Below are 22,894 nucleotides of genomic sequence, written 5' to 3'. Positions count from 1 at the left end.
CGATGAGGCGGATCTGGATGGCCAGCCTGTGGCTGGCCACGTCGCACGCGATGGCGCAGGACGCGCCGCCAGCCGAAGATCCGGCCGCGACCACGCTGGAAACGCTGACGGTCCGGCCCGATCCGGAAGAAGTGGTCGACCTCTACCGCTTCAGGAATCCCATCGAGGTCGACTCCGGCGGCTTCGGCCGCAGTTGGAAAGAACCCACCAGCCTCGAGCAACTCGGCAAGAACGGTGGCATCGTGCCGGTGCTCGCGGGCCTGGCGGCGCAGCAGGTGCAGAAGGGCGCGCGCAAAATCCCGGGCTGGAAAGAGCCGGAACAACCCGCCTTCGCGCGCCCGCCACCGCTGGACGACGCACAGTCTGCACGCGCCCTGCGCCTCTACGACGCCGGCGAGCCATCACGGTGACGCCCGTGCTCCCTCGCGTGTGCGTAGCGTGCGCCGTGCGCACGGAATTCGGCGCGTCGGATCGTGCGCGTGGCGCACGCTACGTGGACGGGCGCGTCAGCCGGTGACGAAGCCTTGGTTCACCGGCTCGGACCATGCCTCACGCGCGACCGATTCGACGCGCGCCGACGGCGGCCCTTGCCTCAGCCAGGTTTCCAGCGCATCGAGCGCATCGGCATCGCCCTCGGCGATCACTTCCACGTGGCCGTCCGGCAGGTTGGTCGCGCGCCCCCGACAGGCCGAGATCGAGCGCACGTTCGCGGGTGGACGCACGGTAGAACACGCCCTGCACCTTGCCGCTGACCAGGAAGCGCGCGGTCGCCATCACGCCTTCGCGTGCGGGCCACCGGCCGCGGCGATGGCCGCTTCGATCTCCTTGCCGGTGACCGGGCCGAGGAACTGCTTGGCGACCTTGCCATCCGGCGCGATCAGGTAGGTCAGCGGCAGGCCGCGCGGCGTGGCGAAATCGGCGGGCGGGTTGTAGACGTCGAGGATGGCGATCGGATACACGACCGGTCGCTCGGCGAGGAACGCCTTCAGTTCGTCCGCTTCGATTTCCTCGTAGGCCAGCCCGATCACCTCGATGTGCTCGTTGTCCTTGTCGAGCGCGGACAGGTCGGGCATTTCCTTCAGGCAGGGCGCGCACCAGGTGGCCCAGAAATTCACCACCACCCATTTGCCGCGATGCGCGGCCAGCGTGTAATCGACGCCGTCCAGCGTCTTCACCTGCAGTGCCGGCAGGTCGACGGTGCGGTCTGTGGACTTTCCGATTGCGGGGTCGACGGCCTGCACATGCGCCTCGATCGCCGGCGAGGCCGCTTCCGAGGGCGCCGAGCCGGCGTTGCACGCCGCCAACGACATCACCATCGCCAGCGACAGGGAGGAAACGGATTTCATGCAGGCTCCTGGTTGGTTGATTCGGCGAACACGTCGCTGACGCGCCGCTTCAGCAGTTCGCGCAAGGGCATGCGCAGGTCGTCCAGCGCGGCGCGCGCGTCACGGCCCAGCGCATCGTCGTGGAACGGCAAGTGGGCCTCGGCGACCGGCACGCGCAGCTGGCAGGCTTCGTACAGGTCGCACAGCGTCAGGTCGTCGAGGTCGCGCGCGAGCAGCCATTCGCCTTCCTCGTCGCGGCGCAGCAGGTTGATCTCGGACAGTTGGCCCAGCATCTGCTGGATCAGCGAATCGGTCAGCATCGGCTCCATCGCCAGGATCTGGTCGCTGTGCAGGCCGCATCCCTTCTCCCGCGCCTGCGCGAAGCGACCGAGCATGCGCAGCAGGCCGTAGATCTCGTAGCCCAGCGGCAACCGCAGCGCAACAGGCTGGTAACGGAACGCCGCCATGCCCGACGCCAGCGACGCGCCCAGCAGCACCGCGACCCAGCACAGGAAGATCCACAGCAGCAGGATGGGCGCCGCCGCCACGGCGCCGTAGATCTTCTGGTAGGTGTTGAAGCTGCCCAGGTACAGGCCCAGTCCCCACTTCGCCAGTTCCAGCAGCACGGTGGCCAGCAGCGCGCCCGCCACCGCATAGCGCCACTTGATGGTCCGGTGCGGCACCACGCGGTAGATCACCACGATGGCCGCCAGTTCGATCAGCACCGGCGCCACGCTCAGGGACAGCGTCTGCAGCCACTTGCCGCCGCTGGTCGCGAACACCGGCAGGGCGTAGAAGCGTGCCGACAGCGCCAGCGACGCCGCCGCCATCAGCGCACCCAGTGTCAGCACGGTCCAGTACACCAGGAAGCGCGACAGCTTCGGCCGGGCACTGCGCACGCGCCAGATGCGGTTGAACGTGGCCTCGATGCTGTTGAGCGTGATCAGCAGCGACACCATCAGGGCGATCACGCCCACTGCGGTCAGCTTGCCGGTGTTGGCGAGGAAGCCGTCGAGCTTTTCCTTCAGGCTGACCGCCGCGCCCGGCAGGAAGTTGGCGAAGATGTAGTCGCGCAACGACGCGCTCCATTCCTGGAACACCGGGAACGCCGACAGCACGCCGAACACCACCATCGCCAGCGGCACCAGCGCGAACAGGGTGGTGTAGGCCAGCGAGCCTGCGGCCTGGAACAGCCGGTCGTCGAGGAAGCGCTTGGCCAGGAAGCGGAAGAACGTCCCCATGCGTGCGCGGTCGCGCATACGCTCTGTCCAGCGGTTCAACGAGTCCAGTGGCTCCATGGGCGGAAGGGTAACCGATGCGTCACGGACGCGACATCGCCGATACTAGGCCTCTCCCTGGCGATGAAGACGTCCCGATGCCCGAGATCCTGGTGCTCTACTACAGCCGCGGCGGGTCCGTGGCGCGGCTGGCGCGGCAGATCGCGCGCGGCGTGGGCGAAGTCGACGGCATGTCCGCGCGCCTGCGCTCGGTGCCACCGGTCGCCGCGGTGACCCAGCAGGCCGCGCCGCCGGTGCCCGAGGACGGCGCGCCGTACGTGGACCGTCAGGACCTGGCCGAATGCACCGGCCTGATCCTCGGCAGCCCTACCCGCTTCGGCAACATGGCCGCGCCGGTCAAGCACTTCATCGATGGCCTGGGCGCGGAATGGGCCAGCGGTACGCTGGTCGGCAAGCCGGCCGCCGTGTTCACCTCCACCGCCACCCAGCACGGCGGCCAGGAATCCACGCTGCTGTCGATGCAGATTCCGCTGCTGCACCACGGGTGCGTGATCGTCGGTATTCCCTTCACCGAGCCGCAGCTCAGCAGCACGCGTACCGGCGGCACGCCCTACGGCGCGAGCCATGTCGCCGGTGGCGAGGACGATCCGCAACCCAGCGAGGAGGAAGCCACGCTCGCGCGCGCACTCGGCCGTCGCGTGGCCGACATCGCCCGCCGGCTGGGGGCGCACTGATGGAGCGCTCGCGGCTGATCCTTGCCGGCCTGCTGCAACTGCTGGCCATCCTGTACGCCCTGTGGTTCTACGGCGACCGCCAGTATACGTTGGCGCTGCTGGTGTTCGCGCTGCCGCCCATCCTGCTGATGATCGGCGTGATGGCACGCCGGCGCACGGCCGCGTTCTGGGCCGGTGTCTTCGCGCTGTTCTGGTTCTCGCACGCGGTGATGGTGGCGTGGGCCGACCCTGCGAAGGCGACGTTCGCGTGGGCCGGCATCGTGCTGTCGATCGGCATCGTGGTGGCGACCAGTTGGCCGGCGCTCGCCAAGCGGTTCGGCAGGAAGGGATGAGGCGCTTCGCGTTCGCGCTGCTGCTGGGGCTGCTGGCTCCGTGTGCATGGGCGCAGGATGCGGTCTGCGAACCTGCGGATCCCGTCCGCGCGGAGAACCGCGACGGAACCGTGCTGACCGCGCTGACGGAGTGCGCATCGCCCGATCTGCGCCGCTATGTCGCCACGCTCACCTGCGAGGCGGAACGCGTGTGCGACCGGCTGGAGGTCACACAGGAGGTGGCCTACAACAGCATGGGCGGCGCGGGCCTGATCGATCTGGACGACGACGGCATGCACGAGATCGAAATCCGCGGCATGTGCGGCGCCGGACCGAACTGCGAGGGCAATGTCTACCGGGTCGACCCCGCCAAGCGGACGTTCCAGCATTTCTTCAGCGGTGGCTATTACGAACTGCAGGTCATCGACGGCTGGCTGGTGGAATCGGGCCGCAGCAGTTGCTGCAGCTGGGAGTTCCACCTGTGGGAGCTGGATGCACCGCACGACCTGCCGCTGGAGTACGACAACATGGACCTGATGGTGCAGGTGGATGCGGGCGGAGACGACGCCGGCAACGTCACCGACGTGCGCTGCACGTTCACGCGGCAAAGCGGCGATAATCCGCGGGTGGTGGCCCCGCCCTCGCACGCGCTGGAACGGATCTGCGAGCACTACGGCGAGTCCTACGAACTGACTTCCCCCGACACAACGCCAGGCGCGCCGTGAGCGCCGGCAGGAGCTTTGAGATGGACGAGCTGCTGATCGTCACCACCGGTGGCACGATCGACAAGATCTACTTCGACGACAAGTCCGACTACCAGATCGGCGATCCGCAGATCGGCATGATCCTGCGCGAGCTGGGGGTGACGTTCCGCTTCACCGTCATTCCGATCCTGCGCAAGGATTCGCTGCACATCACCGACGAGGACCGTGAGCTGGTCCGCGCGACCATCGCGGCGCAGCCGACGAAGCACGTGCTGGTGACGCACGGCACCGACAGCATGGTGCAGACCGGCCACGTGCTGGCGTCCATCCCGGACAAGACCATCGTGATGACCGGCGCCCTCAGCCCGGCCCGCTTCCGCGGCTCGGACGCGGAGTTCAACATCGGCTGCGCCATCGGCGCGGTGCAGTCGCTGCCGATCGGCGTGTACATCGCCATGAACGGGCGGATCTGGGATCCGGCGAAGGTCAGGAAGAACGTGGCGGCGAACCGGTTCGAGGCGGTGTGATGCCCAGGAGTTGCCACGAAACTCCGTAAAGACGAGGCCCGCCGATGCGGGCCTTGTGTTCACGGAAGAAGGAAGTGTTCCCGTCCTGAATTCTTCAGTCGTGAAACCTGCTCTGACCCCGGCTTCATAGGCCTACGGCGGCGAAATGACAAACGCGTAGAGGCTTGCCGACATCGGGACGGCCTTCGCACCGATGCCCTCGTAGAGTGCGATGGCCCTGTGATTGCTGGCGCGCACATTGTTGATCACAAGCTCCCGGCACCCTTTCTCACGCGCCTTCTGCCGCAATTGCTCAATCACGGTACTGCCATAACCGCGTGAGCGCTGCCTCGAATCAATCTCGATCTTCTCCAGCACAAAGCGTTCGCCGGGTTCGAACCAGCCATGGGCACGACCTACCCGGCGGCCATCGAGCCACGGCTCGATGACATAGTGCCGCCGCTGCTCGCTCTCTTCGAAGCGCCAGTCCGTTTTCAATTGGAGTTGTTTTGCTTTCAATGCTGTCCCATGGGGCGACAAAGGCCTGACGCCTGAGTTGAACCTGGCCGAGGTGCGGCCGCGGCAATCGCTCATTTTAGTGCCATTTCCGCGATCGCGACGCTCGGCCTGAACGAATGCTCAGGCTTCAAGCCCACGGACTGCCGCCAACAAGCTCGGACGGGATCATCTCAACTGCGACAACAGGGGGCAGCGTACTTTTCCGGAACAGACGCATTCTGAAACACCGTACTCCCACTCCGGCTTCTATGAAAACCCACGCTGCCCCCTGTTTCCGTTTTCGTGGATGGCGCTTGGCAACCCACGAGGATGACCAAGGCGATGTTCCGCCACGCGCTGAACGGATCGCATACGCCACGCGGATGGTTGGTCGTCAGCGGCTTTTTTTGACGCGGGATCGACGCGCGAAGTGCGTCACTGTCGCCCTTGTCAGGAGTCGTACCATGTCCACCCTCTCCCCCCGCCTTCAGCTGGCGCGAACGTCCGCACGAGGCGGATCCCTTCGGCATCAATACGCACCGCAAGGTACACACGCTCTACTTCGACGATGTCCCGCTCGCCTGCATCGAGCCCTCGGGTCGTGGACTCATCGCCCGTTTCCTGCCGTGCGGCATCGACACCCCCGGCCGGCCGGTAGCCGTACCCACCGTGCAACGCGGCAAGGCCTTCGTGCAGAACTGGATCCAGCCGCGCCAGGCGCAGGTGGTGTACTCGTGCAGTCGCACGGAGATGCGGCAGAACGCCGCGTAGATTCAGAAACTCGCAACCGCCGGATCCGACAACGAACAAGGCCCGCTGATGCGGGCCTGTTCTTTGCGGCACTCCGGACGCATCGGGATGATCCCGGCTTCTTACTTGCGGGCGGACCTGCCACGCTTTCCGTCGTTGCTTTTCGTCGTCGCGCGGCTCTGCGCGAACTCCGGGAAGGTCTCCGCGATCGAGTCCTTGTCGGGCAGGATGTAGAACACGCCGCCCCGCTCGAACGTCGGTCGGATGACCTGCTCGTAGAACGTGGGCGACACGTTGATGCAGCCGTGTGTGATGCGATTGTCGTCGGGCGTGGCGGAGGCGAGACGTTCGACGCGTTTCTCGGCCGGCACGCCGGTCGCAGTGGGATGGATGGAGACGGCGGACTCGTAGTCCACCCACAGCACGCGCCCGGCGTCGATGGACGGACCATAGCCACCGATGAAGCGGCCGGCAGGGGTGGTGCGATCACGGCCCGGAATCTCGCGCAGCGCAAGGCCGGCGATGCCGGGGGAGGTGTGGTCGCCGACCGCCGAGCCGAACAGGCCGGGCGCGGCACCACGCAGGCGGCCGTCGCCGCCGAACACGAGAATCTGTGCGGACGCCTTGTCGATCACGGCGAACGGATAGCCCTGGCTGTCCTTGGCCGCGACCACCCAGCCGGCCAGCTCGACCACCGTGCTGGAGACGTCCTGGTCTTTCGGCAGTTCGTCGACGGCCGCTGTACGTTGCGCGACGGTTTCCTTGGCGCTGGCCAGGTCGATGCTCGAAAACGCCAGCGTCAATGCCAGTACGCCATGGACGGCCAGGATCATGGGGTGCGCGCGCATACGGATGGGCGGTTCCTACGTGGGTGAAGACAGGGAAACCGGTGGCCTGCGAAGGCCACCTGGTCCCGGCTCAGGTCGCGCGTGGCGACCTGTGCTCGCCGGTGCGATCAGCCGCGCGGAACGCGGCGCGGCGCCGTCTCGAGTCGCTGGACGCGACCTTCGATCTGATCCAGGCGCTGGTTGGCCTGCTGTGCCGACTGGTTGGCCGACTCGGCGCTCTGGGCGGCGCCCTGGACGCGGGAGTCGAGCGTGTCGAGGCGCGAGTTGATGCCGGCGAACTCGTCATCGTAGGTGGCGCAACCGCTGAGACCGGCGGTGGCTATGAGCGCCACGGCGAACATGCGGGCCATGGCGGGGGTGTGCTTGGTCAGGGACATTCGGAACCTCCTTCGTCTGGGGGAACCGGAATATAACGGCGTTTTCGCAGACCGCTTCATCCACGTGTCAGCTGAGGTTGGCGTACGTGCAGGCACTGTGAAAATCGGACACGAATATCCGTTTCCGTTCGGATGAACAGGGCTCAAGATGCGGCGGCGTTCACGGATTCGTGTTTCTGAATGCGATGGAAGGTGAGCACAAGGCGATCCGCACCAACGAGGCATCCGCTCAATTCAACGGGTTCCGCGCGACCTTCAACCCATCCCGTGCAAGCCGTCAGTGCGGAACCCTCCGCGAGATTCGTGACGAAGAAGGAGATATCGCCTTCTTGGCGGATACGCCGATGCTCCATCACCTCTGACTGTTCCGGTGTGCCGGTCGCAAGCTCACCTCAACCTATCTCTCAGCGCTGAGGCCTTTGCCTGGCCGCACGGTACTGTCCTTCGCCACCGGCACGCGATCCGCCGGGATCGACGTTGGTGCAGATGACGCCCCCGCAGACCACCGCGTCTGAAGCGTAGAAGGCCTCGACGACCGGAACCGCGTCTTCATAGCGCTGAAGCTCTTCTTTCGTGGCCGCCAGTTCGCGCCGGTAGTAGCCCAGCAACGCCCAGCCGACGATGAGTACCATCAGCAGGCTCGCCCCAGCGGCGGCGAGCCACATCCATACCGTCCTGCCAGCGTTCCTCAGTTGTGCTGATGCTCCGGATACCGCACTACCGTATTGCGCGACCAGCGGCGAAACCGCCTCCCTGGCATCCAGCGCGATGCGGTTGCCCGCCCCGTCCACGACCGCGGAAATTTCACGACGGAACTGCACGACCTCCTGTCGCAGCGACTGCACCTGAGCGTCAATGGCCGCGGTCATGCGCGCCTCGCGCTGGACCATCTCGGCGCGCAGCATCATCAGGGTCTTGATTTCGTCCATTGGCATATCCACCGGCATTGCTTTGACGTCTTCCATGACACCGCTTTGTCCTTCACATCCTTAATGAGCGCATCTTCAGCTGCTCGGCTACCGTGCCATCTGCCAATCCTGCGATTGTTGCCGCTCCGAGGCGTGCTGCTGCGCCAGCAAGCGCTCTCCCATCTGCGCCAGGTCATGGCCATCCTTCGACAGTGCGAATTCGCTTGCGATGCGGTCAGCCATCTTGCTGTCACCCGACAGGATGGACGCTAGGTAACGGTTCACCATCGATTCGCCGGATGGGTCCGGCAGGTCGTGGGATATGCCTTGTCGCTGATCCCCTTCCCGGCCCAGCCCCCGTTCCGGCTGCTCCCGGTGGGCTTCCCGGATCTCCCTGCGGCGCGCCGCCTCGGTCGCTTCCTGCAACCCTTGCTCAACCGCACGGGCATTGATCGCATCACGGGTACGCTCATCGGCCAACCCATTAGCGGGGGCGATGTCCGCGCCGTCTTGGAATCGGCGAACGGCCTCCAGTGTGGCTTTGTCGTAGTTGCGACTGATGGTTAGTGGCCGTCCGCTGCTTCCGCGAAAGCCGAGTCCGTGCAACTGCTCCTGCAGTTCAGCAACCGAGTCACCACGGTCGGCGGGACCTAGAACCCCATCCTTCAACGGCCCATGCAGATCCATCATGGTCTTGAGCCGAAAGCTCGGGTCGGCTTGCAGGAGTTCGCCGCGGATCCGATCGAACAGCGTCTGGTCTACCGATCCGGTTGGGGGTTCGATGCCTGCCATGCGCTGGTAGGTACTTACCGCCTGCTGGGTAGATCGCCCGAAGTCGCCATCAGGTGACAGTCGCTGCCCCGCTGCATCGGTGATGTTCAAGGCGACAAGGTATTGCTGCAATTCGAAGGTGCGGGCGTTGGCGTCGCCGCGCTGAATCGGCATGCCGTCCCGGCGTGCTTCCTGTACCGGCGCCAGATCGACGCCATCGCGCCGGACCGAGGTAACCAGATCGCCAACCATGGGCTCCCAGTCTCGAGCAAGCGCCGCAACATCAGCTGCTCGGTCGGTACCGTTCACGATCCTGCGAGCGTTTAGATAGTCGACATGTTCACCGGCAATGTAGTTGCCCAATGCGCGCCCCGTGAACATACCGTCGCGCATGCCGACAACGAGAACGCGGGAAGCTATGTCTGGATCCGATGCAAGCGCAGGATCGCGTAGCAGATCGTCGCCTATGCCCAGTGCTCGGCCCAGGTCGTCGTAATTTTCCCAGTGGGTAAGATGCGCGTAACCTCGACCAAAATACTCTTCGCCACTTCCGTAGCCAGCTCGCTCACCTCCTTTGTAGCCGATCTCTGCCGCTTGTTTTCGACCGCTATTCTCTTCAGGGCTGGTGAAATTTTGGCTTTCGTGCTCCGCCGTCGCCAGCACGTAGGCGATCTGGCGATCGTTCGTAACTCCTTAATCAAGACAGGTCCGCACGATTAAGCGGACTGCCTGGTCGCGCGTGATGGTGGAGGCAGCGCTTCGTCCATATCCATCGCTCATTGCTTTGGCTCCTCCTTCAGTTTCATCCATGAATCATCAGATATGCCTTCACCATCAAGCGCATGTTCTCCGCAGGTGGTGTAGTCCCTGCTGGCCAGAATCTCAGCTCCGTTACCCCGAATTCCAATCAGCTTCTCGCCACGATCACATGGACCACTGCGGTACCAGGCAAACAATCGACCATCAATGATGCGTGACAGCGAATGCCACTCCATCAGCTTCGCCAACATGGCGTTCTCGCTCAAACGCCGGGCATTCTTGTCGTACAGAAAATAAGTGTAAGAAGGATCGCCATAAGTACCATCGGAACCACTCCAGACCACCAGATCTTCGTAACCGTCCACATTGATGTCGGATAGCATGACGCCGTACCAACCGTCTGCGAACGCCAAGCTCGACGATCCACGGAAGCCTGTCCTTGCAACAGGGCCAGGCGGGAGCTTCTTTGGGATCCAGACTTCGGGAAGCATCAAAGTCTGCGATTGCAACGTCGAGGTCGATATCGTGAGCCGGACATTTCTGCAGATCAGCTTGCTCATCATCCGGTTGGAACAGCCATCCGATCTCAGGACTATCGTCGCATCACCAAGGTGCATTTCCATGTACCCAGTGGCGTCAGGCAGGTCCTCGGCGTATATCGGCTCAAGCTCAGCCTCTCTGACGGCACCGGAACGTGCATTCGCGACACCTTGGCAACCTGACAGCATCGCAATGGCCAACACGCCAACAAGCAAGAGGCACTCGTACCGGTGCCACCGCGGCCGAATCGCTCTCTTGGAGCACTTGATGAGTCCATAGCCACAAAGGACTAGGGCGATTCGTGCGCTCGCACATATAAAAAAAGCGGGCGGAAAATATTTGCAAGACATTGCACAACCTCCTGTCGAGTCTCGCCATCCTTTGCTTCAGGAGCGATCGTCACACGATCGTCTCCGCTTCTGTCTACACCGCATTGAAGGGAAACGCATTTACAAGCCCCAAGGGACCAGGTTTTGCGCAAGAAACTGCCCCCAGTGAATGTGAGTATCACGCCCTACTCATGCCGGCCCCAAAGAAGAACCCCGGCCAAGGCCGGGGTTCTTCATGCACATCCCTGCGCACTTTCTCGGGAAATGACCCTTAGTCAGAACGTGATACTCCAGCTGTTGATGTAGCCGGTGTCCTGGCTGGCCCGGTCACGCACGCGCAAACGCCAGCTGCCGTTGAGGGCTTCGCTGGACAGGTTGACCGTGTAGGTCTGGTTGATGTTGTCGGCGCTGCCGCCGGTGCGGTTGTGCAGCACGTACACCGAGCCATCCGGCGCGATCAGGTCCACGATCAGGTCGCCGATGTAGGTGTGCACGATGTTCACCCCTACCTGCGCATTGCTCGGCGCATTGCCCGTCCGCCCCGACACCGCGATGGTGCTGGTCACGCCCGTCGCATTGTTGTCGGGAATGCTGACGTCGGTGCCGTTCGTGTAGGTCTGTACGCCACCGACCGGCGGCGTGCCGCCTTGCGCCGCGACCACCGCCGCATTGGCGTCGACGATGCCCGCACCGCACCCACCCGAACACGTGCCCGGCAACGGACGCGCCGTGTTCTTGATGATGGTCTCGACCTGCGCCGGCGTCAGCGGCGACGGTGCCACCGACTGCATCAGCGCGACCACGCCCGCCACGTGTGGCGCCGCCATCGACGTGCCGTTGTACGACGCATAGCTGGCGCTGCCCGGCGTGGTGGTGCCGGTGTTGAGCGTGGACAGGATGCCCTGTCCCGGCGCGGAGATGTCGATGCCCGTGCCGTAGTTGGAGAAGCTGGCGCGCGAACCCGCCGACGTCGTCGCCGCCACGGCGATGACGTTGGGGCAGTTCGCCGGTACCGCACTGGACACATTCGTATTGCTGTTGCCGGCAGCGACCACCACGGTGGTGCCGCGACCGACCGCGCCGTTGATCGCATTCTGGTACGTGGTGGAACAGCTGCCGCCGCCGCCCAGCGACATGTTGATCACTTCGGCCGGATTGGCGTTCGCCGGCACGCCGCTGACCGTGCCGCCCGAGGCCCAGGTGATCGCGTCGGCGATGTCCGAGGTCAGGCCGCCGCAGCGGCCCAGCACGCGCACCGGCACCACCTTGGCGCCGAACGCGGTACCGGCCACGCCGGTGCTGTTGTTGGTCACCGCCGCGACCGTGCCCGCCACGTGCGTGCCATGCCAGCTGGAGTTGCTGACCGGCGAGCCGCTGTAGCACTCGTTCGCCACCGGGTTCCAGTCGCCTTCGTCGTTGGGGTTGGAATCGCGGCCGTTGCCGTCGCGCGAGACGAACGTGTCGCTGATGAAGTCGTAGCCCGGCAGGATGTTGGCGTTGAGGTCGGCATGGTTGGTGATGCCGGTATCGATGACGGCCACTACCACGCCCGCACCGGTGGACTTGTCCCAGGCCGAACGCACGTTGATGCCGGAGGTGGTGGTGCCGAAACCCCATTGCTCGGACAGGCGCGGATCGTTGGGCGTCAGCGTCGGATACATGCGCTGGTCGACTTCCACATACTCCACGTTGGGATCGGCGGCGAGCTGCCGCATCAGCGACTCGGCTTCCACCCGGTCCAGCTTGCGGTCGGCACGCACGACGTCGGCGCCGCCCGCGGCCAGCCGGCGCAGCTTCTCCAGGCCCAGCACGCGGCCACCGCGCTTGGCGACACCGGTGCTCGCGGCGGTGCTGAGCGAGCGCTGCAACTGCGTCGCGTTTGTGCTCTCGGTACTGCCGTCGCGGTACTTCACGATGAAGCGGTCGTAGCCACCGGGTTCTTCCACCTGCAAGCCGCCCATGTCGACGCGTCCGGCCATCGCCGGCAACGCATACAGCGACACGAGCACGGCGGACGACAGGCACAGCAGGCGCATACGCGAACCACGCTTTGCAAATCCAGACATCAGACTCTCCCTCAAGATGGAATGAAAAGCCGCCAATGCGGCAATGGCCCGGTCGAGGGCGCAGGGCAGATACGGGAGGGGGTGGACGGGCGGTTGCGTTCGACCGGATGCACGCCGCGCAATGCGCGACGCAGGGACGACGCTATCGGAATGTGCGCAGGTGAATCAGCGATGAGAGACACACTTCATCGCAACACGTTGCAAACGTAATCATCGGACTACACGCATGAAGCGATGGTCACCGGTAGACATCGTCGCGTAGATTCATTTACGTGTTTCGTATGTGATGAGAAATAATTTTTTATCGCATGCACACAAGATCGGCGCATAAAAAAACCCGCGTTTCCGCGGGCTTTTTCTACAGCGATGCGGCGACGATCAGTCGCGTAACTTCACCAGCCAGCCATGGCGATCCGGCAGGCGGCCGTACTGGATGTCGGTGAGTTCCTTGCGGATGCCCATCGTCGCCTCGCCGGCCGGCGCGTTGATATCGCCGACTTCGAAGCCCTTGCCCTTCAGCTGGCCGATCGGCGTGATCACCGCGGCGGTGCCGCAGGCGAAGACTTCGACGATATCGCCCGAGGCGACGCCCTGCTTCCACTCGTCGATCGACACCTTGCGCTCTTCGACGGCGTGGCCGCGGTCGCGCGCGATCTGCAGGATGCTGGAGCGGGTGATGCCTTCCAGGATGCTGCCCGACAGTGCCGGGGTGACGATGCGGCCGTCCTTGTAGACCAGGAACACGTTCATGCCGCCCAGTTCTTCCAGGTACTTGCCTTCGACCGGGTCGAGGAACAGCACCTGCGAGCAGCCCTGTGCCTGCGCTTCCTGCTGCGGCAGCAGCGAGGCGGCGTAGTTGCCGCCGCACTTGGCCGCGCCGGTGCCGCCCTTGGCCGCACGTGCGTAGTCTTCGGACAGCCAGATCGCCACCGGCGCCACGCCCTTGGCGAAGTACGCGCCTGCCGGGCTGGCGATGACGTAGTAACCGGCCTGGTGCGCGGCGCGCACGCCGAGGAAGGCCTCGGTGGCGATCATGAAGGGACGGAAATACAGGCTGGTCTCCACGGCCGACGGCACCCAGTCGCCATCGACGGCGACCAGCTGGCGCAGCGACTCGACGAACTCGTTGACCGGCAGCTGCGGCAGCGCCAGGCGCGCGGCCGAGCGCTGCAGGCGCGCGCCGTTGGCGTCGGGGCGGAAGGTCCAGATGGAACCGTCGGCATGGCGGTAGGCCTTGATGCCTTCGAAAATCTCCTGGCCGTAATGCAGCACCGAAGCGGCCGGGTCGAGCGAGAGCGGACCGTAGGCGCGCACTTCGGCGTCGTGCCAGCCTTTCGCCTTGTCCCAGGCGATGGCGACCATGTGGTCGGTGAAGTGCAGGCCGAACCCGGGATTGGCGAGGATGGCGTCGCGCTCGGCCGGCGTGCGGGCCTTGTCGGAGCGGTTCACGCGGTAGGTCAACGGGGCGGCGTTCATCACGTTCATCTCTTCCTTCCTGACGGGTTCTGCAAGGGACGAGCCGGACGGCTCAGAGCATGCCGGTTTCTAGCTTGGCGGCTTCGGACATCATGTGGCGGCCCCACGGCGGGTCGAACACCAGTTCGACGTCGGCTTCGGCGACGGTCGGAATCATCTCGAGCTTGCTGCGCACGTCGTCGACCAGGATCTCGCCCATGCCGCAGCCGGGCGCGGTCAGCGTCATCTTGACCTCGACGTCGCGCTGGCCGTCGTCGCGCGTGCTGAGGTTGGCTTCGTACACCAGGCCCAGGTCGACGATGTTGAACGGAATCTCGGGATCGAAGCAGGTCCGCAGCTGGTTCCAGACCAGCGCCTCGACCTCCTCGTCGCTGGCGTCCTCCGGCAGCGACAGCGGCTCGGACGGCTCCTTGCCGATGGCATCCGCATCCTTGCCGGCGATGCGCATCAGGTTGCCTTCGACGAAGACGGTGTAGCTGCCGCCGAGGGCCTGGGTGATGTAGCCGTAGCTGCCGGCCGGCAGGGTGACGAGTTCGCCCTGCGGCACCAGCACGGCGGCGCAGTCGCGGGAGAATTGGACGGGTTCGCTGCTGCGGGAGTACATGCCGGACCAGATGGGGGCGCGCGTGGGGCGCTGCAAGGCGGCCTATTGTAGCGCCCGCGCCCCGGCGACCGCGTTCAGGCCGTATCCTTGGCGGCCCCGCCGGAGTCTCCATGCCCCCCGCCCCGCGTCGTTTCCCCCGTTGGCTCGTTCCCGTGATGCTCGTGCTGGCCGGTGGCTGCGTGCTGGTGATCTGGGTGGCGCTGGCGCTCTACCTCCAACGCCAGGCCGGCTGGATGGCGCTGCTGGCGGCACTCGACGTGGTGCTGGTGCTGCGCCTGGGCGGCGTGCCCGCGGGGCCGCGACGCGCCGCGCTCGGCGCGCTGGCCACGGGCGCGATCTCGGCGCTGGCGTTGTGGACGATCGCCGCCACCCAGATGGGCTTCTCGTTCGGGCTCAATCCATGGGATTCGGTGCTGCGCCTGGGCGCGCATCACGCGTGGACGCTGATCTCGCTCACCACCACGCCGCTCGATGCGGCGGCGCTGGTGATCGCACCGCTGCTCGCTGCCTGGTGGACGCGCTGACGCGGAGCGGCGGCGTCAGTGCCCGCCGTCGAGCGCCTTCAGTTCGCTGACCAGCGCATTCGCCATCTCGGAGCCGTCGCCGTACAGCATGCGGGTGTTGTCGGCGTAGAACAGCGCATTCTCGATGCCGGCGAAGCCGGTGCCCTTGCCGCGTTTGATGACGATGGTGTTCTTCGAGTTCACCACGTCGAGGATCGGCATGCCGTAGATCGGCGATGCCGGGTCGGTCTTCGCCACCGGGTTCACCACGTCGTTGGCGCCGATCACCAGCGACACGTCGGTGTTGGCGAACTCGGGGTTGATGTCGTCCATGTCGGCGATCAGGTCGTACGGCACGCCGGCTTCGGCCAGCAGCACGTTCATGTGGCCCGGCATGCGGCCCGCGACCGGGTGGATGGCGAACTTCACCTTCACCCCGCGATCCATCAGCTTCTGCGACAGCTCCCAGATTTTGTGCTGCGCCTGCGCGACCGCCAGGCCGTAGCCCGGCACGATCACCACGCGCTCGGCGTAGGCCATCATCGCGGCCACGTCGGCCGCCTCGATGGGCTTCATCGAACCGCCGATCTCCTGCATCGCCGCGCTGCTGCCGCCGAAGTTGGAGAACAACACGTTGCTGATCCTGCGGTTCATCGCCTTGGCCATCAGCCGCGTCAGCAGCATGCCGGCCGCACCGACCATGGTGCCGGCGATGATCAGCGCCTCGTTGCCCAGCACATAGCCTTCAAAGGCGACCGCCAGGCCGGTGAACGCGTTGTACAACGAGATCACCACCGGCATGTCCGCACCGCCGATGGGCAGGGTCATCAGCACGCCCAGCGCCAGCGACAGCACGAAGAACGCGACGATCCATGGCATCGCCAGCGTGGTGAGCGCCATCACACCGCTTGCGATGGCGGCCAGCGCGACCAGCGCGTTGAACCATTGCTGGCCCGGGAACGTGTAGCGCTTGTCCATGCGCCCATCGAGCTTGGCCCAGGCGATCACCGAACCGGTCAGCGACACCGCGCCGATCAGCGCGCCGATCACCGCCAGCGACAGCGTGAACGTCGACGGCACCGACGCCTCGCCGCCGGAATAGCGCACCAGTTCCACCGCGCCGATCGCCGCGGCCGAACCGCCGCCCATGCCGTTGAACAGCGCGACCATCTGCGGCATGTCGGTGATCGCCACCTTCTTGCCCCAGATCCAGTTCAGTCCGACGCCGATCACGATGGCCGCGATCATCAGGCCGATGTTGTGCAGGCCGGGCAGGAAGAACGTGGCCACGGTGGCGATCAGCATGCCGACGCCGGCCCACTGGATGCCGCTGCGCGCGGTTTTCGGGCTGGCCATGCGCTGCAGGCCGAGCAGGAACAGCGTGGCTGCGACGAAATAGCTCAGCTTCACCAGGGTGAGCGCGCTCACTTGCCGCCTCCCGGTGCCTTGCTGCTCTTGAACATGTCCAGCATCCGCTCGGTGACCACGTAGCCGCCGGCAGCGTTGCCCGCACCCAGCAGCACGGCGATGAAGCCGATGGCCTTTTCCAGCGTGGTATCGGCGTGGCCCAGCACGACCATCGCGCCGATCAGCACGATGCCGTGGATGAAGTTGGAGCCGGACATCAGCGGCGTATGCAGGATCACCGGCACCCGCGAAATGATCACGTGCCCGGCGATGCCCGCCAGCATGAAGATGTACAGCGCCACGAACCCGTCGCTCATCCGCTCCCCCATCCCATCCACGTTGTGTTGGTTACCGAGCGGCGCTGCCGCGGCGGCCCCGCATCATAACCCTACCTGAACCCGCCCGTGGTCCGGTGGGATGGCGTCAACCGATGTGCGTGCGGGACGTTTCCCTGCATGCACCCCACCCCGAGGACCCGATCATGAAGCGCCTGTCTCTGCCGGGTTTGTCCGTCCTGCTGCTCTCCGCCACCGGGGGCGCCTTCGCCGGCGACCTGGGCGACCTGGGCGACCGCATCGACCGTCGCAGCTGATTCACGGCACCGGCCGCTAAGCTATGTTGGTGAGCACCGCAGCGAGTCCGCTATCCGACGCGTCGTCGCCCAGTCCGCTGGCGGCGACGCTCGACCTGTTCCTGGCCGACATCGGGCCGCGCGCGTTCCGCTTCGCCGAAAGCGGCCTGCGCCACCGCGAGGATGCGCTGGACGCCGTGCAGGACGCGATGATGAAGATGCTCGTCTACCGCGACCATCCAGCCGCCGAGTGGTCGCCGCTGTTCTGGAGCATCCTGCGCAGGCGCATCATCGACATGCAGCGCCGCGCCGGGTTCCGGCTGCGCTGGCTGCTGCCGACCGGTGACCGCGGTGAAGAAAGCCCGGTGGACTGGGCGCCCGACCACGGCGCCGGTCCTGCGCAGACGCATGACCAGCGTGAAGCCTATGCGCGGCTGGTACAGGCCCTGCGCACCCTGCCCAACCGGCAACGCGAGGCCTTTACCTTGCGCGTACTCGAAGAACTGGACGTGGCCGATACGGCACGCGCGATGGGCTGCTCGGAAGGATCGGTGAAGACCCACCTGTCCCGCGCGCGCGACGCCCTGCAACGGCAACTGGAGGAATTCCGATGAACCCCGCCCACGACGACGGCCATGGCATGGACCAGCAGGCCCGTCGCCTGCACCAGGCCGCGCTGGCCCAGATGTCGCCGCAGACGCTGATGCGGCTGCGCAGCGCGCGCCACGACGCGCAGCGGCAGGCACCGTCCACGGGCGGCCGGCACACCTGGCGCTGGCTGACGGCCACCGCGTTCTCGGCGGTGCTCGCCGTCGGTGTCGGCCTGCAATGGCTGCCCCGCGCGCCGGACGCTGGCACGCCGTCGACGACGATGGCCGTCGCCTCGACCGACAGCGATCTGTCGGCGGACGAACTGGGGGTGTCCAGCGCGTTCGACGAAGATCCCGATCTCTACCTCTGGCTGGCGTCCGCCGATGCCCAGCCCCTTGCCATGGAGTCGACCCGATGAAGGTCCATGCCCTTCGCGTCCTTGCCTTCGGTCTGCTGCTCGCCAGCGGCCCGGTCCTGGCGCAGGCCGCACCGACCCCGCTGCCCGACTGGGACACGCTGACGCCGCAGCAGCGCGACGCGTTGATCGCGCCGGTGCGCGACCGCTGGAACCGCGAACCCGACGAGCGCCCCCGCATGCTGGAGCGCGCACAGCGCTGGCAGTCGCTCACGCCGGAACAGCGCGCACAGGCGCGCCACGGCATGAAGCGGTTCGAAGACATGAGTCCCGACCAGCGCCGCCAGGCGCGTGCGCTGTACGGCTACATGAAGGCGCTCAGCCCGGAACAGCGCGACGCGTTGCGCGAACAATGGAAGAAGATGACGCCCGGGCAACGCGAGGCATGGATGCGCGACAACGCACCGCCGCCGCGTGATCGCGATCGTGACCGCGATCGACGGCCGGAACGCTGAGGCCGGCAGCGCCGGCGTCGCTTAGCCGGCCTTCCAGCGCGCGTACACCGCGCGCATCTGGGTTTGCTGAGGTCTACTCCAGTACCTGATCCGCTGCTCCATGCCTGCATCCGTGCCCCACTCCGGGTAGGCACTCGCGGCCAAGGCGTACCAGTGCAATGCAGTGGCGTGGTCTCCAGCCGTCCAATACGCAAGTGCACGCGTATACGTCACCCATGCAGGCCGACCACCATGCAGGCGCTCTGCCTCGGCCCAGTCGGCCAAAGCGCCTTCGATATCGCCCTGGTCATAGCGCGACCAGCCGCGCGACCAATGGACATGTCGGCGCTGAGGGCTTGCCGGCTCGCTTGCGCTGAGCGCGGCATCGTAATCGCGGAGTTCCCGCTCACGATCGCCCATCTCGCCATAGAGGTGAGCCCGATGGACCAGCGCGGAGACATTGCGTGGATTCTTTTGCAGCGCGGCCTGAATCATCGCCCGGAACTTCACGCGTCCGCCGGGCGGATAGCCGAGATACGACGCCGCAGGATCCTGATCGAGGTAAGGCGACTCCTGCGCGACGGCCTGCCCGATCACGAGCATCGCCACCCAAAGCCATGCCCATCGCGTCACGCGGCAGCTCGTTCGGGCCACACCGTCTTCGCCAGCAGTTCGTCGTCCCAGTCGAACTGCAGTGCGCCGTCCTTGACGAACAACGCGACGAAATTCAGCACGTTGCGGGCGTACATCTCGCTGGCGTGGACCGCACCGAGGCTCGCGAGGTTCAGCGGGCCGGCGATGGTCACGCCGCCGTGCAGGTAAGTGTCGCCGGGACGCGTCAGTTCGCAGTTGCCGCCGGTTTCCGCCGCCAGGTCGACGATCACGCTGCCTGGCTTCATGCCCTCGACCATCGCGGCCGACACGATCTTCGGCGCCGGGCGACCGGGCACCGCAGCGGTACACACCACCACGTCGATGCCTTTCAGGTGGTCGGCCAGTCGTTGCTGTTGCAGCGCGCGTTCCTCGTCGGTCAGCTGGCGTGCGTAGCCGCCCTCGCCTGCCGCGCTGACGCCCAGGTCGAGGAACTTGCCGCCCAGCGATTCGATCTGTTCGCGCGTTTCCGGGCGCACGTCGAAGCCTTCGACCTGCGCGCCAAGACGCTTGGCGGTGGCCACGCCCTGCAGACCGGCGACGCCCGCGCCGACGATCAGCACTTTCGACGGACGGATCGTGCCGGCCGCCGTGGTCAGCATCGGGAAGAAGCGCGGTGCCAGCTGCGCGGCGATCAGCACGGCCTTGTAGCCGGCCATGCCCGCCTGCGAACTCAGCACGTCCATCGCCTGCGCGCGCGTGGTGCGCGGCAAGCGCTCGAGCGGGAACGCCTGGATGCCCTTCGCCTGCAGCGCCTCTGCGCGTGCCGCGTCGCCCGCCGGCTGCAGCACGCCGACCAGCGTGGCGCCGGTCTTGAACCCCGCGATGGCGTCGGGCGACGGCGGCTGCACGCAGAGCAGCAGGTCGGCACGGTCGCGGCCACGGTCGTCGACCAGTTCGGCACCGGCGTCGGCATAGGCCTGGTCGATGAAGCCGGCGCCTTCGCCCGCCCCCCGTTCGACGGTGACCCGTGCGCCCGCCGCGAGCATCTTGCGGATGGTTTCCGGTGTCGCGGCCACGCGGCGTTCGCCTGCGGCGGTTTCCTTCAGTACCCGAACTTCGACCGCCATTGCGCCCCTCGTCGTTAGGTCACCCGAGCGGCGATGCTAACAGAGCGCGGCGCGGCCGCGCGGGGCGCCCCGGTCAGGCAGGCGTGGCGGCGGGCACGGGCTCGAGGCGTTCGATCACGCCCTGCATCGCACTGTCGAACGCATCTTCGCTCTGGTGCGTGCGCAGGCGGCCCAGCCGCACCATCGCGGCGAGTTCCTCCGGCGACGCCACGCAGAAACGCACGCCACGGCGGTTGACGAACAGCAGGCGGGAGGAGATCGGGCTGACCCACGACAACTTGCCCGCCTGCACCTTGTTGTCCTTGTCGATGAAGTCCAGCCAGGTGCCGATCGGCAGGCCCCGGAAATGATCCGCGTCGCTGTGGTCGAAATCGAGCGTATCGGCGCCGCCCACCAACTGGATCGGCGCCGTCTCCTCGTCGACGACGGGTTTCGGCAGCACGACCTGCGGCAACTCCGGCAGCGCCTTTTCCAGGTCCGGGCGCGCAGCGGCGACCGCCTGCAGCGTGTCGTGCAAGGCATCGACGGCGCCGGCCGCGGCGTCCTGGTTCATGCCGACGCTGGCGAACACCTTCAGCATGTCAGTGCGCCAGGCCTGCAGCCATGGCTTGCCGACCACATGGCGCTGCGCCTCGGTGAGTTCTTCGAGTACGCCGTCGGCGAGCGCGAGCGATTCGCGCAAACCCGCCCCGTCATCGCCCTCGCGCAACACCGTCATGGTGACGTGGTGCGCCCAGGGCTGGCGCAGGAAATCCTCGATGGCCTGCGGCACGCGCCGACCGGCCAGGCGCTCGTCCAGCTCCGAGGTCATGCGCGCACGCGCGGCCTCGAGGCGTTCCTGGCCGCGCTGGATCTCGGCGGCGCGGCGCTCGGCGATCTCGATGCGGCGACGGTGTTGTTCGAGGAATGCGCGGAACTCTTCCTCCAGGGTCAGGAAGATCGCCAGGTTCTCGTTGAACTCGGCGACCAGGCGATCGACGACTTCCTCGACCTTGGTCAGCAGGGTGCGCTCGGCCGCGCTCTCGCCGTTGTTACCTTCGCAGGCCTCGGCGAGCACGTTGAGCAACCGGCGCGCCGGATGCGTCTTCTGCACGAACATGCGGCGGTCCAGCAGCGCCACCTTGACGAAGGGCACCACCAGCCGGCCGATCAGTTCGCGCGGACGACCTTCCAGGTCGCGCTCGTCCAGCATCACGTCGAACAGCATGCCGACGAGGTCGATCGCATCCTCGTCGACCGGCGCCAGCCGCGCCTGCGACGGGTCGACACCCAACTGCGTGGCGCTGCTGAGCACCTCGTTCTTCAGCCGCTGGGAGAGGGATTCGCCGGTGTCGCCGATCGCCGCGCGCAGCGTGGCGCTGGGCGCCGCCTGCAGCAGCGACAACACGGAGAGCATCTCGCGCTGCGACAGGTCCCGCTGGCGCGGATCGGCCGGACGCGCGTCCGGCGCGCCGGCGGCGTCGCGCCCGCGGCGCGACTCCTGCAGCAGATGATGCAGGGCTTCGAGCAACACGCCCTGCGCGCCCGGCGCCGATCCATAGCCGGGCGGCACATCGCCGAACCCGCCCGCAACCGGTGCGGGCTGGCTCGCCTGCAACCCGCGGCTGACACCGGCCATGCGATTGAGGAAGCGCGCTGCCCAGGCAGGCGCTCCGGGGTCTTCCCCCTCACCGGTGCCATCCAGCTCCTGCGCGCCATCCGACGCAGGCTCCGCGGCCTGCGTGGGCGCACGGCGCGCCGGCAACTCGGGCATCACGCCGACCTGCACCAGGCGCTGGTCCAGCGCCGCGTAGATGCGCGCGATGGCCGGCACGAAGTCGCGTTCGCACAGCTTGATCACCACCAGGCGCACGTCGGGCGCCAGGTCGCAGCCCGAAAACGCGAGGTGCACGGCCACGCCGATGTGCTCGGGACCGATCGGATTGAGGTCGGCGTCGAGCGCGATGTCCCCGGCGATCCAGCCCAGCCGACGATCCAGCCGTGCCAGCACGGGCTTGCATTCGCGCTGGATGACGCTGGCGAAGTTGCGCACGGCCAGCCGCGATTCCAGTTCCTGCTCGGACACCAGGCTGAGGGTGTCCTCCGCGGACTCGAGGAAGACCTGCTCGATCGGCACGGGCTGGCCGGCTTCCAGTGCTTTCCAGGAGCGCTGCAGCTGGGCGCGGAAGCGCCCGATGATGTCTTCGCGTCGGCGGCGCAGTTCGCGCATCGCATCCAGGAAGGCCATCTGGGAAGGACCGGCACGCTCGGCACGGTCGAACAACGCATCGTCGAAACGTCCCAGCGCGACCGCGAAGGCATCGACCAGCGGCGGGATCGCGGCGTCGCGCGCCTGCTCCAGCAGGCGCGTGTCGCGCCCGGGGCGGTCGGCGAGGTTGGGGACGTTCGACATGCGCAAGGTTCCCCGCCCGGGGGGGCGAAAGAAAGGTGGGGGATGCGGACGGAGATCCGCGACGACATCGTAGGAAATCCGGCTGGCGGGCAACCGTGATGGCCTCGGCAGTTTGA

General features: G+C 66.5%; 27 protein-coding genes and 1 pseudogene. 11 read left to right on the top strand and 17 right to left on the bottom strand.

Annotated features, from left to right (window positions below; genetic code table 11):
* The first annotated feature begins 2 nt into the window (after positions 1–2).
* Positions 3–410: a hypothetical protein gene (locus tag V7060_RS02280; protein WP_334177631.1), complete on the top strand. Its 408-nt coding sequence runs from the start codon at positions 3–5 to the stop codon at positions 408–410.
* A gap of 96 nt (positions 411–506) precedes the next feature.
* Here V7060_RS02280 and V7060_RS02275 read toward each other — a convergent pair.
* From V7060_RS02275 to V7060_RS02265, 3 genes and pseudogenes are all read right to left on the bottom strand, one after another.
* Positions 507–774: pseudogene (locus V7060_RS02275) on the bottom strand (acylphosphatase).
* Positions 774–1,346: a TlpA disulfide reductase family protein gene (locus V7060_RS02270; protein WP_334177630.1), complete on the bottom strand. Its 573-nt coding sequence runs from the start codon at positions 1,344–1,346 to the stop codon at positions 774–776. Before V7060_RS02270 ends, V7060_RS02275 begins: the two are co-directional and overlap by 1 nt.
* On the bottom strand, positions 1,343–2,623 hold the full coding sequence (locus V7060_RS02265) for a YihY family inner membrane protein (protein ID WP_334177629.1): 1,281 nt from the start codon (positions 2,621–2,623) through the stop codon (positions 1,343–1,345). Before V7060_RS02265 ends, V7060_RS02270 begins: the two co-directional genes overlap by 4 nt.
* Before the next feature lie 77 nt (positions 2,624–2,700).
* Here V7060_RS02265 and wrbA point away from each other — a divergent pair, with 77 nt between their 5' ends.
* Genes wrbA through V7060_RS02245 form a run of 4 tightly spaced genes read left to right on the top strand, consistent with a single transcriptional unit; the run spans position 2,701 to position 4,839 of the window.
* Positions 2,701–3,297 (top strand): NAD(P)H:quinone oxidoreductase, encoded by a 597-nt coding sequence (gene wrbA / locus V7060_RS02260; protein WP_334177628.1) that lies wholly within the window; start codon positions 2,701–2,703, stop codon positions 3,295–3,297.
* Entirely contained in the window at positions 3,297–3,629 is a 333-nt protein-coding gene (locus V7060_RS02255; RefSeq protein WP_334177627.1) for a DUF2069 domain-containing protein, read from the top strand. The genes wrbA and V7060_RS02255 overlap by 1 nt, the downstream gene beginning before the upstream one ends.
* Positions 3,626–4,333 carry a hypothetical protein gene (locus V7060_RS02250; RefSeq protein ID WP_334177626.1) on the top strand — a complete coding sequence of 236 codons (708 nt, stop codon included), beginning with the start codon at positions 3,626–3,628 and terminating at the stop codon, positions 4,331–4,333. The genes V7060_RS02255 and V7060_RS02250 overlap by 4 nt, the downstream gene beginning before the upstream one ends.
* Positions 4,334–4,353: 20 nt before the next feature.
* Positions 4,354–4,839, top strand: coding sequence for an asparaginase domain-containing protein (locus V7060_RS02245; RefSeq protein ID WP_334177625.1), 486 nt, complete (start codon positions 4,354–4,356; stop codon positions 4,837–4,839).
* Between the two features lie 132 nt (positions 4,840–4,971).
* Here V7060_RS02245 and V7060_RS02240 read toward each other — a convergent pair whose 3' ends face one another.
* The gene (locus tag V7060_RS02240) at positions 4,972–5,412 is read right to left on the bottom strand and encodes a GNAT family N-acetyltransferase (protein WP_334177624.1); all 441 of its coding nucleotides are present in this window, start codon (positions 5,410–5,412) and stop codon (positions 4,972–4,974) included.
* Positions 5,413–5,763: 351 nt separating this feature from the next.
* Between V7060_RS02240 and V7060_RS02235 the strand changes: the two genes are divergently transcribed.
* Complete coding sequence (locus tag V7060_RS02235) at positions 5,764–6,087, top strand: hypothetical protein (protein WP_334177623.1); 324 nt, start codon at positions 5,764–5,766, stop codon at positions 6,085–6,087.
* A 101-nt stretch (positions 6,088–6,188) separates the two neighbouring features.
* Here the strand turns inward: V7060_RS02235 and V7060_RS02230 are convergent, their stop codons facing one another.
* Both V7060_RS02230 and V7060_RS02225 read right to left on the bottom strand, forming a co-directional pair.
* On the bottom strand, positions 6,189–6,899 hold the full coding sequence (locus V7060_RS02230; RefSeq protein ID WP_334177622.1) for a hypothetical protein: 711 nt from the start codon (positions 6,897–6,899) through the stop codon (positions 6,189–6,191).
* Positions 6,900–7,021: 122 nt separating this feature from the next.
* On the bottom strand, positions 7,022–7,291 hold the full coding sequence (locus tag V7060_RS02225) for a hypothetical protein (protein WP_334177621.1): 270 nt from the start codon (positions 7,289–7,291) through the stop codon (positions 7,022–7,024).
* 170 nt (positions 7,292–7,461) lie between these two features.
* On the opposite strand from V7060_RS02225, the gene V7060_RS02220 reads away from it, so the two are divergent.
* Positions 7,462–7,653 (top strand): hypothetical protein, encoded by a 192-nt coding sequence (locus tag V7060_RS02220; RefSeq protein WP_334177620.1) that lies wholly within the window; start codon positions 7,462–7,464, stop codon positions 7,651–7,653.
* Between the two features lie 42 nt (positions 7,654–7,695).
* Here the strand turns inward: V7060_RS02220 and V7060_RS02215 are convergent, their stop codons facing one another.
* From V7060_RS02215 to sufT, 6 genes are all read right to left on the bottom strand, one after another.
* A complete protein-coding gene (locus tag V7060_RS02215; protein WP_334177619.1) occupies positions 7,696–8,256 on the bottom strand; it encodes a hypothetical protein in 561 nt (186 codons plus the stop codon).
* 51 nt (positions 8,257–8,307) lie between these two features.
* Positions 8,308–9,633 (bottom strand): peptidoglycan-binding protein, encoded by a 1,326-nt coding sequence (locus V7060_RS02210; RefSeq protein WP_334177618.1) that lies wholly within the window; start codon positions 9,631–9,633, stop codon positions 8,308–8,310.
* 113 nt (positions 9,634–9,746) lie between these two features.
* Entirely contained in the window at positions 9,747–10,289 is a 543-nt protein-coding gene (locus V7060_RS02205; protein ID WP_334177617.1) for a hypothetical protein, read from the bottom strand.
* 584 nt (positions 10,290–10,873) lie between these two features.
* Positions 10,874–12,664: a S8 family serine peptidase gene (locus V7060_RS02200; protein WP_334177616.1), complete on the bottom strand. Its 1,791-nt coding sequence runs from the start codon at positions 12,662–12,664 to the stop codon at positions 10,874–10,876.
* Positions 12,665–13,042: 378 nt separating this feature from the next.
* Entirely contained in the window at positions 13,043–14,140 is a 1,098-nt protein-coding gene (locus tag V7060_RS02195; RefSeq protein ID WP_334177667.1) for a branched-chain amino acid aminotransferase, read from the bottom strand.
* Positions 14,141–14,192: 52 nt separating this feature from the next.
* Complete coding sequence (sufT, locus tag V7060_RS02190) at positions 14,193–14,744, bottom strand: putative Fe-S cluster assembly protein SufT (RefSeq protein ID WP_334177615.1); 552 nt, start codon at positions 14,742–14,744, stop codon at positions 14,193–14,195.
* A gap of 110 nt (positions 14,745–14,854) precedes the next feature.
* Between sufT and V7060_RS02185 the strand changes: the two genes are divergently transcribed.
* On the top strand, positions 14,855–15,268 hold the full coding sequence (locus tag V7060_RS02185) for a hypothetical protein (RefSeq protein WP_334177614.1): 414 nt from the start codon (positions 14,855–14,857) through the stop codon (positions 15,266–15,268).
* A 15-nt stretch (positions 15,269–15,283) separates the two neighbouring features.
* On the opposite strand, the gene V7060_RS02180 is transcribed toward V7060_RS02185, so the two are convergent.
* Both V7060_RS02180 and V7060_RS02175 read right to left on the bottom strand, forming a co-directional pair.
* Complete coding sequence (locus V7060_RS02180; protein ID WP_334177613.1) at positions 15,284–16,675, bottom strand: NAD(P)(+) transhydrogenase (Re/Si-specific) subunit beta; 1,392 nt, start codon at positions 16,673–16,675, stop codon at positions 15,284–15,286.
* A complete protein-coding gene (locus V7060_RS02175; protein WP_334177612.1) occupies positions 16,672–16,971 on the bottom strand; it encodes an NAD(P) transhydrogenase subunit alpha in 300 nt (99 codons plus the stop codon). The genes V7060_RS02180 and V7060_RS02175 overlap by 4 nt, the downstream gene beginning before the upstream one ends.
* 298 nt (positions 16,972–17,269) lie before the next feature.
* Here V7060_RS02175 and V7060_RS02170 point away from each other — a divergent pair, with 298 nt between their 5' ends.
* Genes V7060_RS02170 through V7060_RS02160 form a run of 3 tightly spaced genes read left to right on the top strand, consistent with a single transcriptional unit; the run spans position 17,270 to position 18,686 of the window.
* On the top strand, positions 17,270–17,839 hold the full coding sequence (locus V7060_RS02170; protein WP_334177611.1) for an RNA polymerase sigma factor: 570 nt from the start codon (positions 17,270–17,272) through the stop codon (positions 17,837–17,839).
* Positions 17,836–18,234, top strand: a complete 399-nt coding sequence (locus V7060_RS02165; protein ID WP_334177610.1) for a hypothetical protein — start codon at positions 17,836–17,838, stop codon at positions 18,232–18,234. The genes V7060_RS02170 and V7060_RS02165 overlap by 4 nt, the downstream gene beginning before the upstream one ends.
* A complete protein-coding gene (locus V7060_RS02160) occupies positions 18,231–18,686 on the top strand; it encodes a DUF3106 domain-containing protein (RefSeq protein ID WP_334177609.1) in 456 nt (151 codons plus the stop codon). The genes V7060_RS02165 and V7060_RS02160 overlap by 4 nt, the downstream gene beginning before the upstream one ends.
* A 21-nt stretch (positions 18,687–18,707) precedes the next feature.
* Here V7060_RS02160 and V7060_RS02155 read toward each other — a convergent pair whose 3' ends face one another.
* From V7060_RS02155 to V7060_RS02145, 3 genes are all read right to left on the bottom strand, one after another.
* Positions 18,708–19,298: a hypothetical protein gene (locus V7060_RS02155; RefSeq protein WP_334177608.1), complete on the bottom strand. Its 591-nt coding sequence runs from the start codon at positions 19,296–19,298 to the stop codon at positions 18,708–18,710.
* Entirely contained in the window at positions 19,295–20,386 is a 1,092-nt protein-coding gene (locus V7060_RS02150; RefSeq protein WP_334177607.1) for an NAD(P) transhydrogenase subunit alpha, read from the bottom strand. The genes V7060_RS02155 and V7060_RS02150 overlap by 4 nt, the downstream gene beginning before the upstream one ends.
* 73 nt (positions 20,387–20,459) lie before the next feature.
* Entirely contained in the window at positions 20,460–22,778 is a 2,319-nt protein-coding gene (locus V7060_RS02145; protein ID WP_334177606.1) for a DUF1631 domain-containing protein, read from the bottom strand.
* Positions 22,779–22,894 lie beyond the last annotated feature (116 nt).

Origin of the sequence: Pseudoxanthomonas sp., assembly GCF_036845285.1 — a bacterium.
Classification (GTDB): Bacteria; Pseudomonadota; Gammaproteobacteria; order Xanthomonadales; family Xanthomonadaceae; genus Pseudoxanthomonas_A.
The sequence above is the reverse complement of the archived record's forward strand: the minus strand, read 5'-3'. Positions and strand labels throughout refer to the sequence as shown.

What these genes read in the sequence shown, in the direction of transcription:
- V7060_RS02230 (WP_334177622.1), bottom strand. Translation starts at nt 6,899, where the DNA reads ATGATCCTGGCCGTCCATGGCGTACTGGCATTGACGCTGGCGTTTTCG.
- V7060_RS02240 (WP_334177624.1), bottom strand. Translation starts at nt 5,412, where the DNA reads ATGAGCGATTGCCGCGGCCGCACCTCGGCCAGGTTCAACTCAGGCGTC.
- V7060_RS02270 (WP_334177630.1), bottom strand. Translation starts at nt 1,346, where the DNA reads ATGAAATCCGTTTCCTCCCTGTCGCTGGCGATGGTGATGTCGTTGGCG.
- V7060_RS02185 (WP_334177614.1), top strand. Translation starts at nt 14,855, where the DNA reads ATGCCCCCCGCCCCGCGTCGTTTCCCCCGTTGGCTCGTTCCCGTGATG.
- V7060_RS02165 (WP_334177610.1), top strand. Translation starts at nt 17,836, where the DNA reads ATGAACCCCGCCCACGACGACGGCCATGGCATGGACCAGCAGGCCCGT.
- V7060_RS02225 (WP_334177621.1), bottom strand. Translation starts at nt 7,291, where the DNA reads ATGTCCCTGACCAAGCACACCCCCGCCATGGCCCGCATGTTCGCCGTG.
- V7060_RS02245 (WP_334177625.1), top strand. Translation starts at nt 4,354, where the DNA reads ATGGACGAGCTGCTGATCGTCACCACCGGTGGCACGATCGACAAGATC.
- V7060_RS02160 (WP_334177609.1), top strand. Translation starts at nt 18,231, where the DNA reads ATGAAGGTCCATGCCCTTCGCGTCCTTGCCTTCGGTCTGCTGCTCGCC.
- V7060_RS02255 (WP_334177627.1), top strand. Translation starts at nt 3,297, where the DNA reads ATGGAGCGCTCGCGGCTGATCCTTGCCGGCCTGCTGCAACTGCTGGCC.
- V7060_RS02170 (WP_334177611.1), top strand. Translation starts at nt 17,270, where the DNA reads ATGTTGGTGAGCACCGCAGCGAGTCCGCTATCCGACGCGTCGTCGCCC.
- V7060_RS02215 (WP_334177619.1), bottom strand. Translation starts at nt 8,256, where the DNA reads ATGGAAGACGTCAAAGCAATGCCGGTGGATATGCCAATGGACGAAATC.
- V7060_RS02265 (WP_334177629.1), bottom strand. Translation starts at nt 2,623, where the DNA reads ATGGAGCCACTGGACTCGTTGAACCGCTGGACAGAGCGTATGCGCGAC.
- V7060_RS02205 (WP_334177617.1), bottom strand. Translation starts at nt 10,289, where the DNA reads ATGAGCAAGCTGATCTGCAGAAATGTCCGGCTCACGATATCGACCTCG.
- V7060_RS02280 (WP_334177631.1), top strand. Translation starts at nt 3, where the DNA reads ATGAGGCGGATCTGGATGGCCAGCCTGTGGCTGGCCACGTCGCACGCG.
- sufT (WP_334177615.1), bottom strand. Translation starts at nt 14,744, where the DNA reads ATGTACTCCCGCAGCAGCGAACCCGTCCAATTCTCCCGCGACTGCGCC.
- V7060_RS02145 (WP_334177606.1), bottom strand. Translation starts at nt 22,778, where the DNA reads ATGTCGAACGTCCCCAACCTCGCCGACCGCCCCGGGCGCGACACGCGC.
- V7060_RS02150 (WP_334177607.1), bottom strand. Translation starts at nt 20,386, where the DNA reads ATGGCGGTCGAAGTTCGGGTACTGAAGGAAACCGCCGCAGGCGAACGC.
- wrbA (WP_334177628.1), top strand. Translation starts at nt 2,701, where the DNA reads ATGCCCGAGATCCTGGTGCTCTACTACAGCCGCGGCGGGTCCGTGGCG.
- V7060_RS02175 (WP_334177612.1), bottom strand. Translation starts at nt 16,971, where the DNA reads ATGAGCGACGGGTTCGTGGCGCTGTACATCTTCATGCTGGCGGGCATC.
- V7060_RS02195 (WP_334177667.1), bottom strand. Translation starts at nt 14,140, where the DNA reads ATGAACGCCGCCCCGTTGACCTACCGCGTGAACCGCTCCGACAAGGCC.
- V7060_RS02200 (WP_334177616.1), bottom strand. Translation starts at nt 12,664, where the DNA reads ATGTCTGGATTTGCAAAGCGTGGTTCGCGTATGCGCCTGCTGTGCCTG.
- V7060_RS02250 (WP_334177626.1), top strand. Translation starts at nt 3,626, where the DNA reads ATGAGGCGCTTCGCGTTCGCGCTGCTGCTGGGGCTGCTGGCTCCGTGT.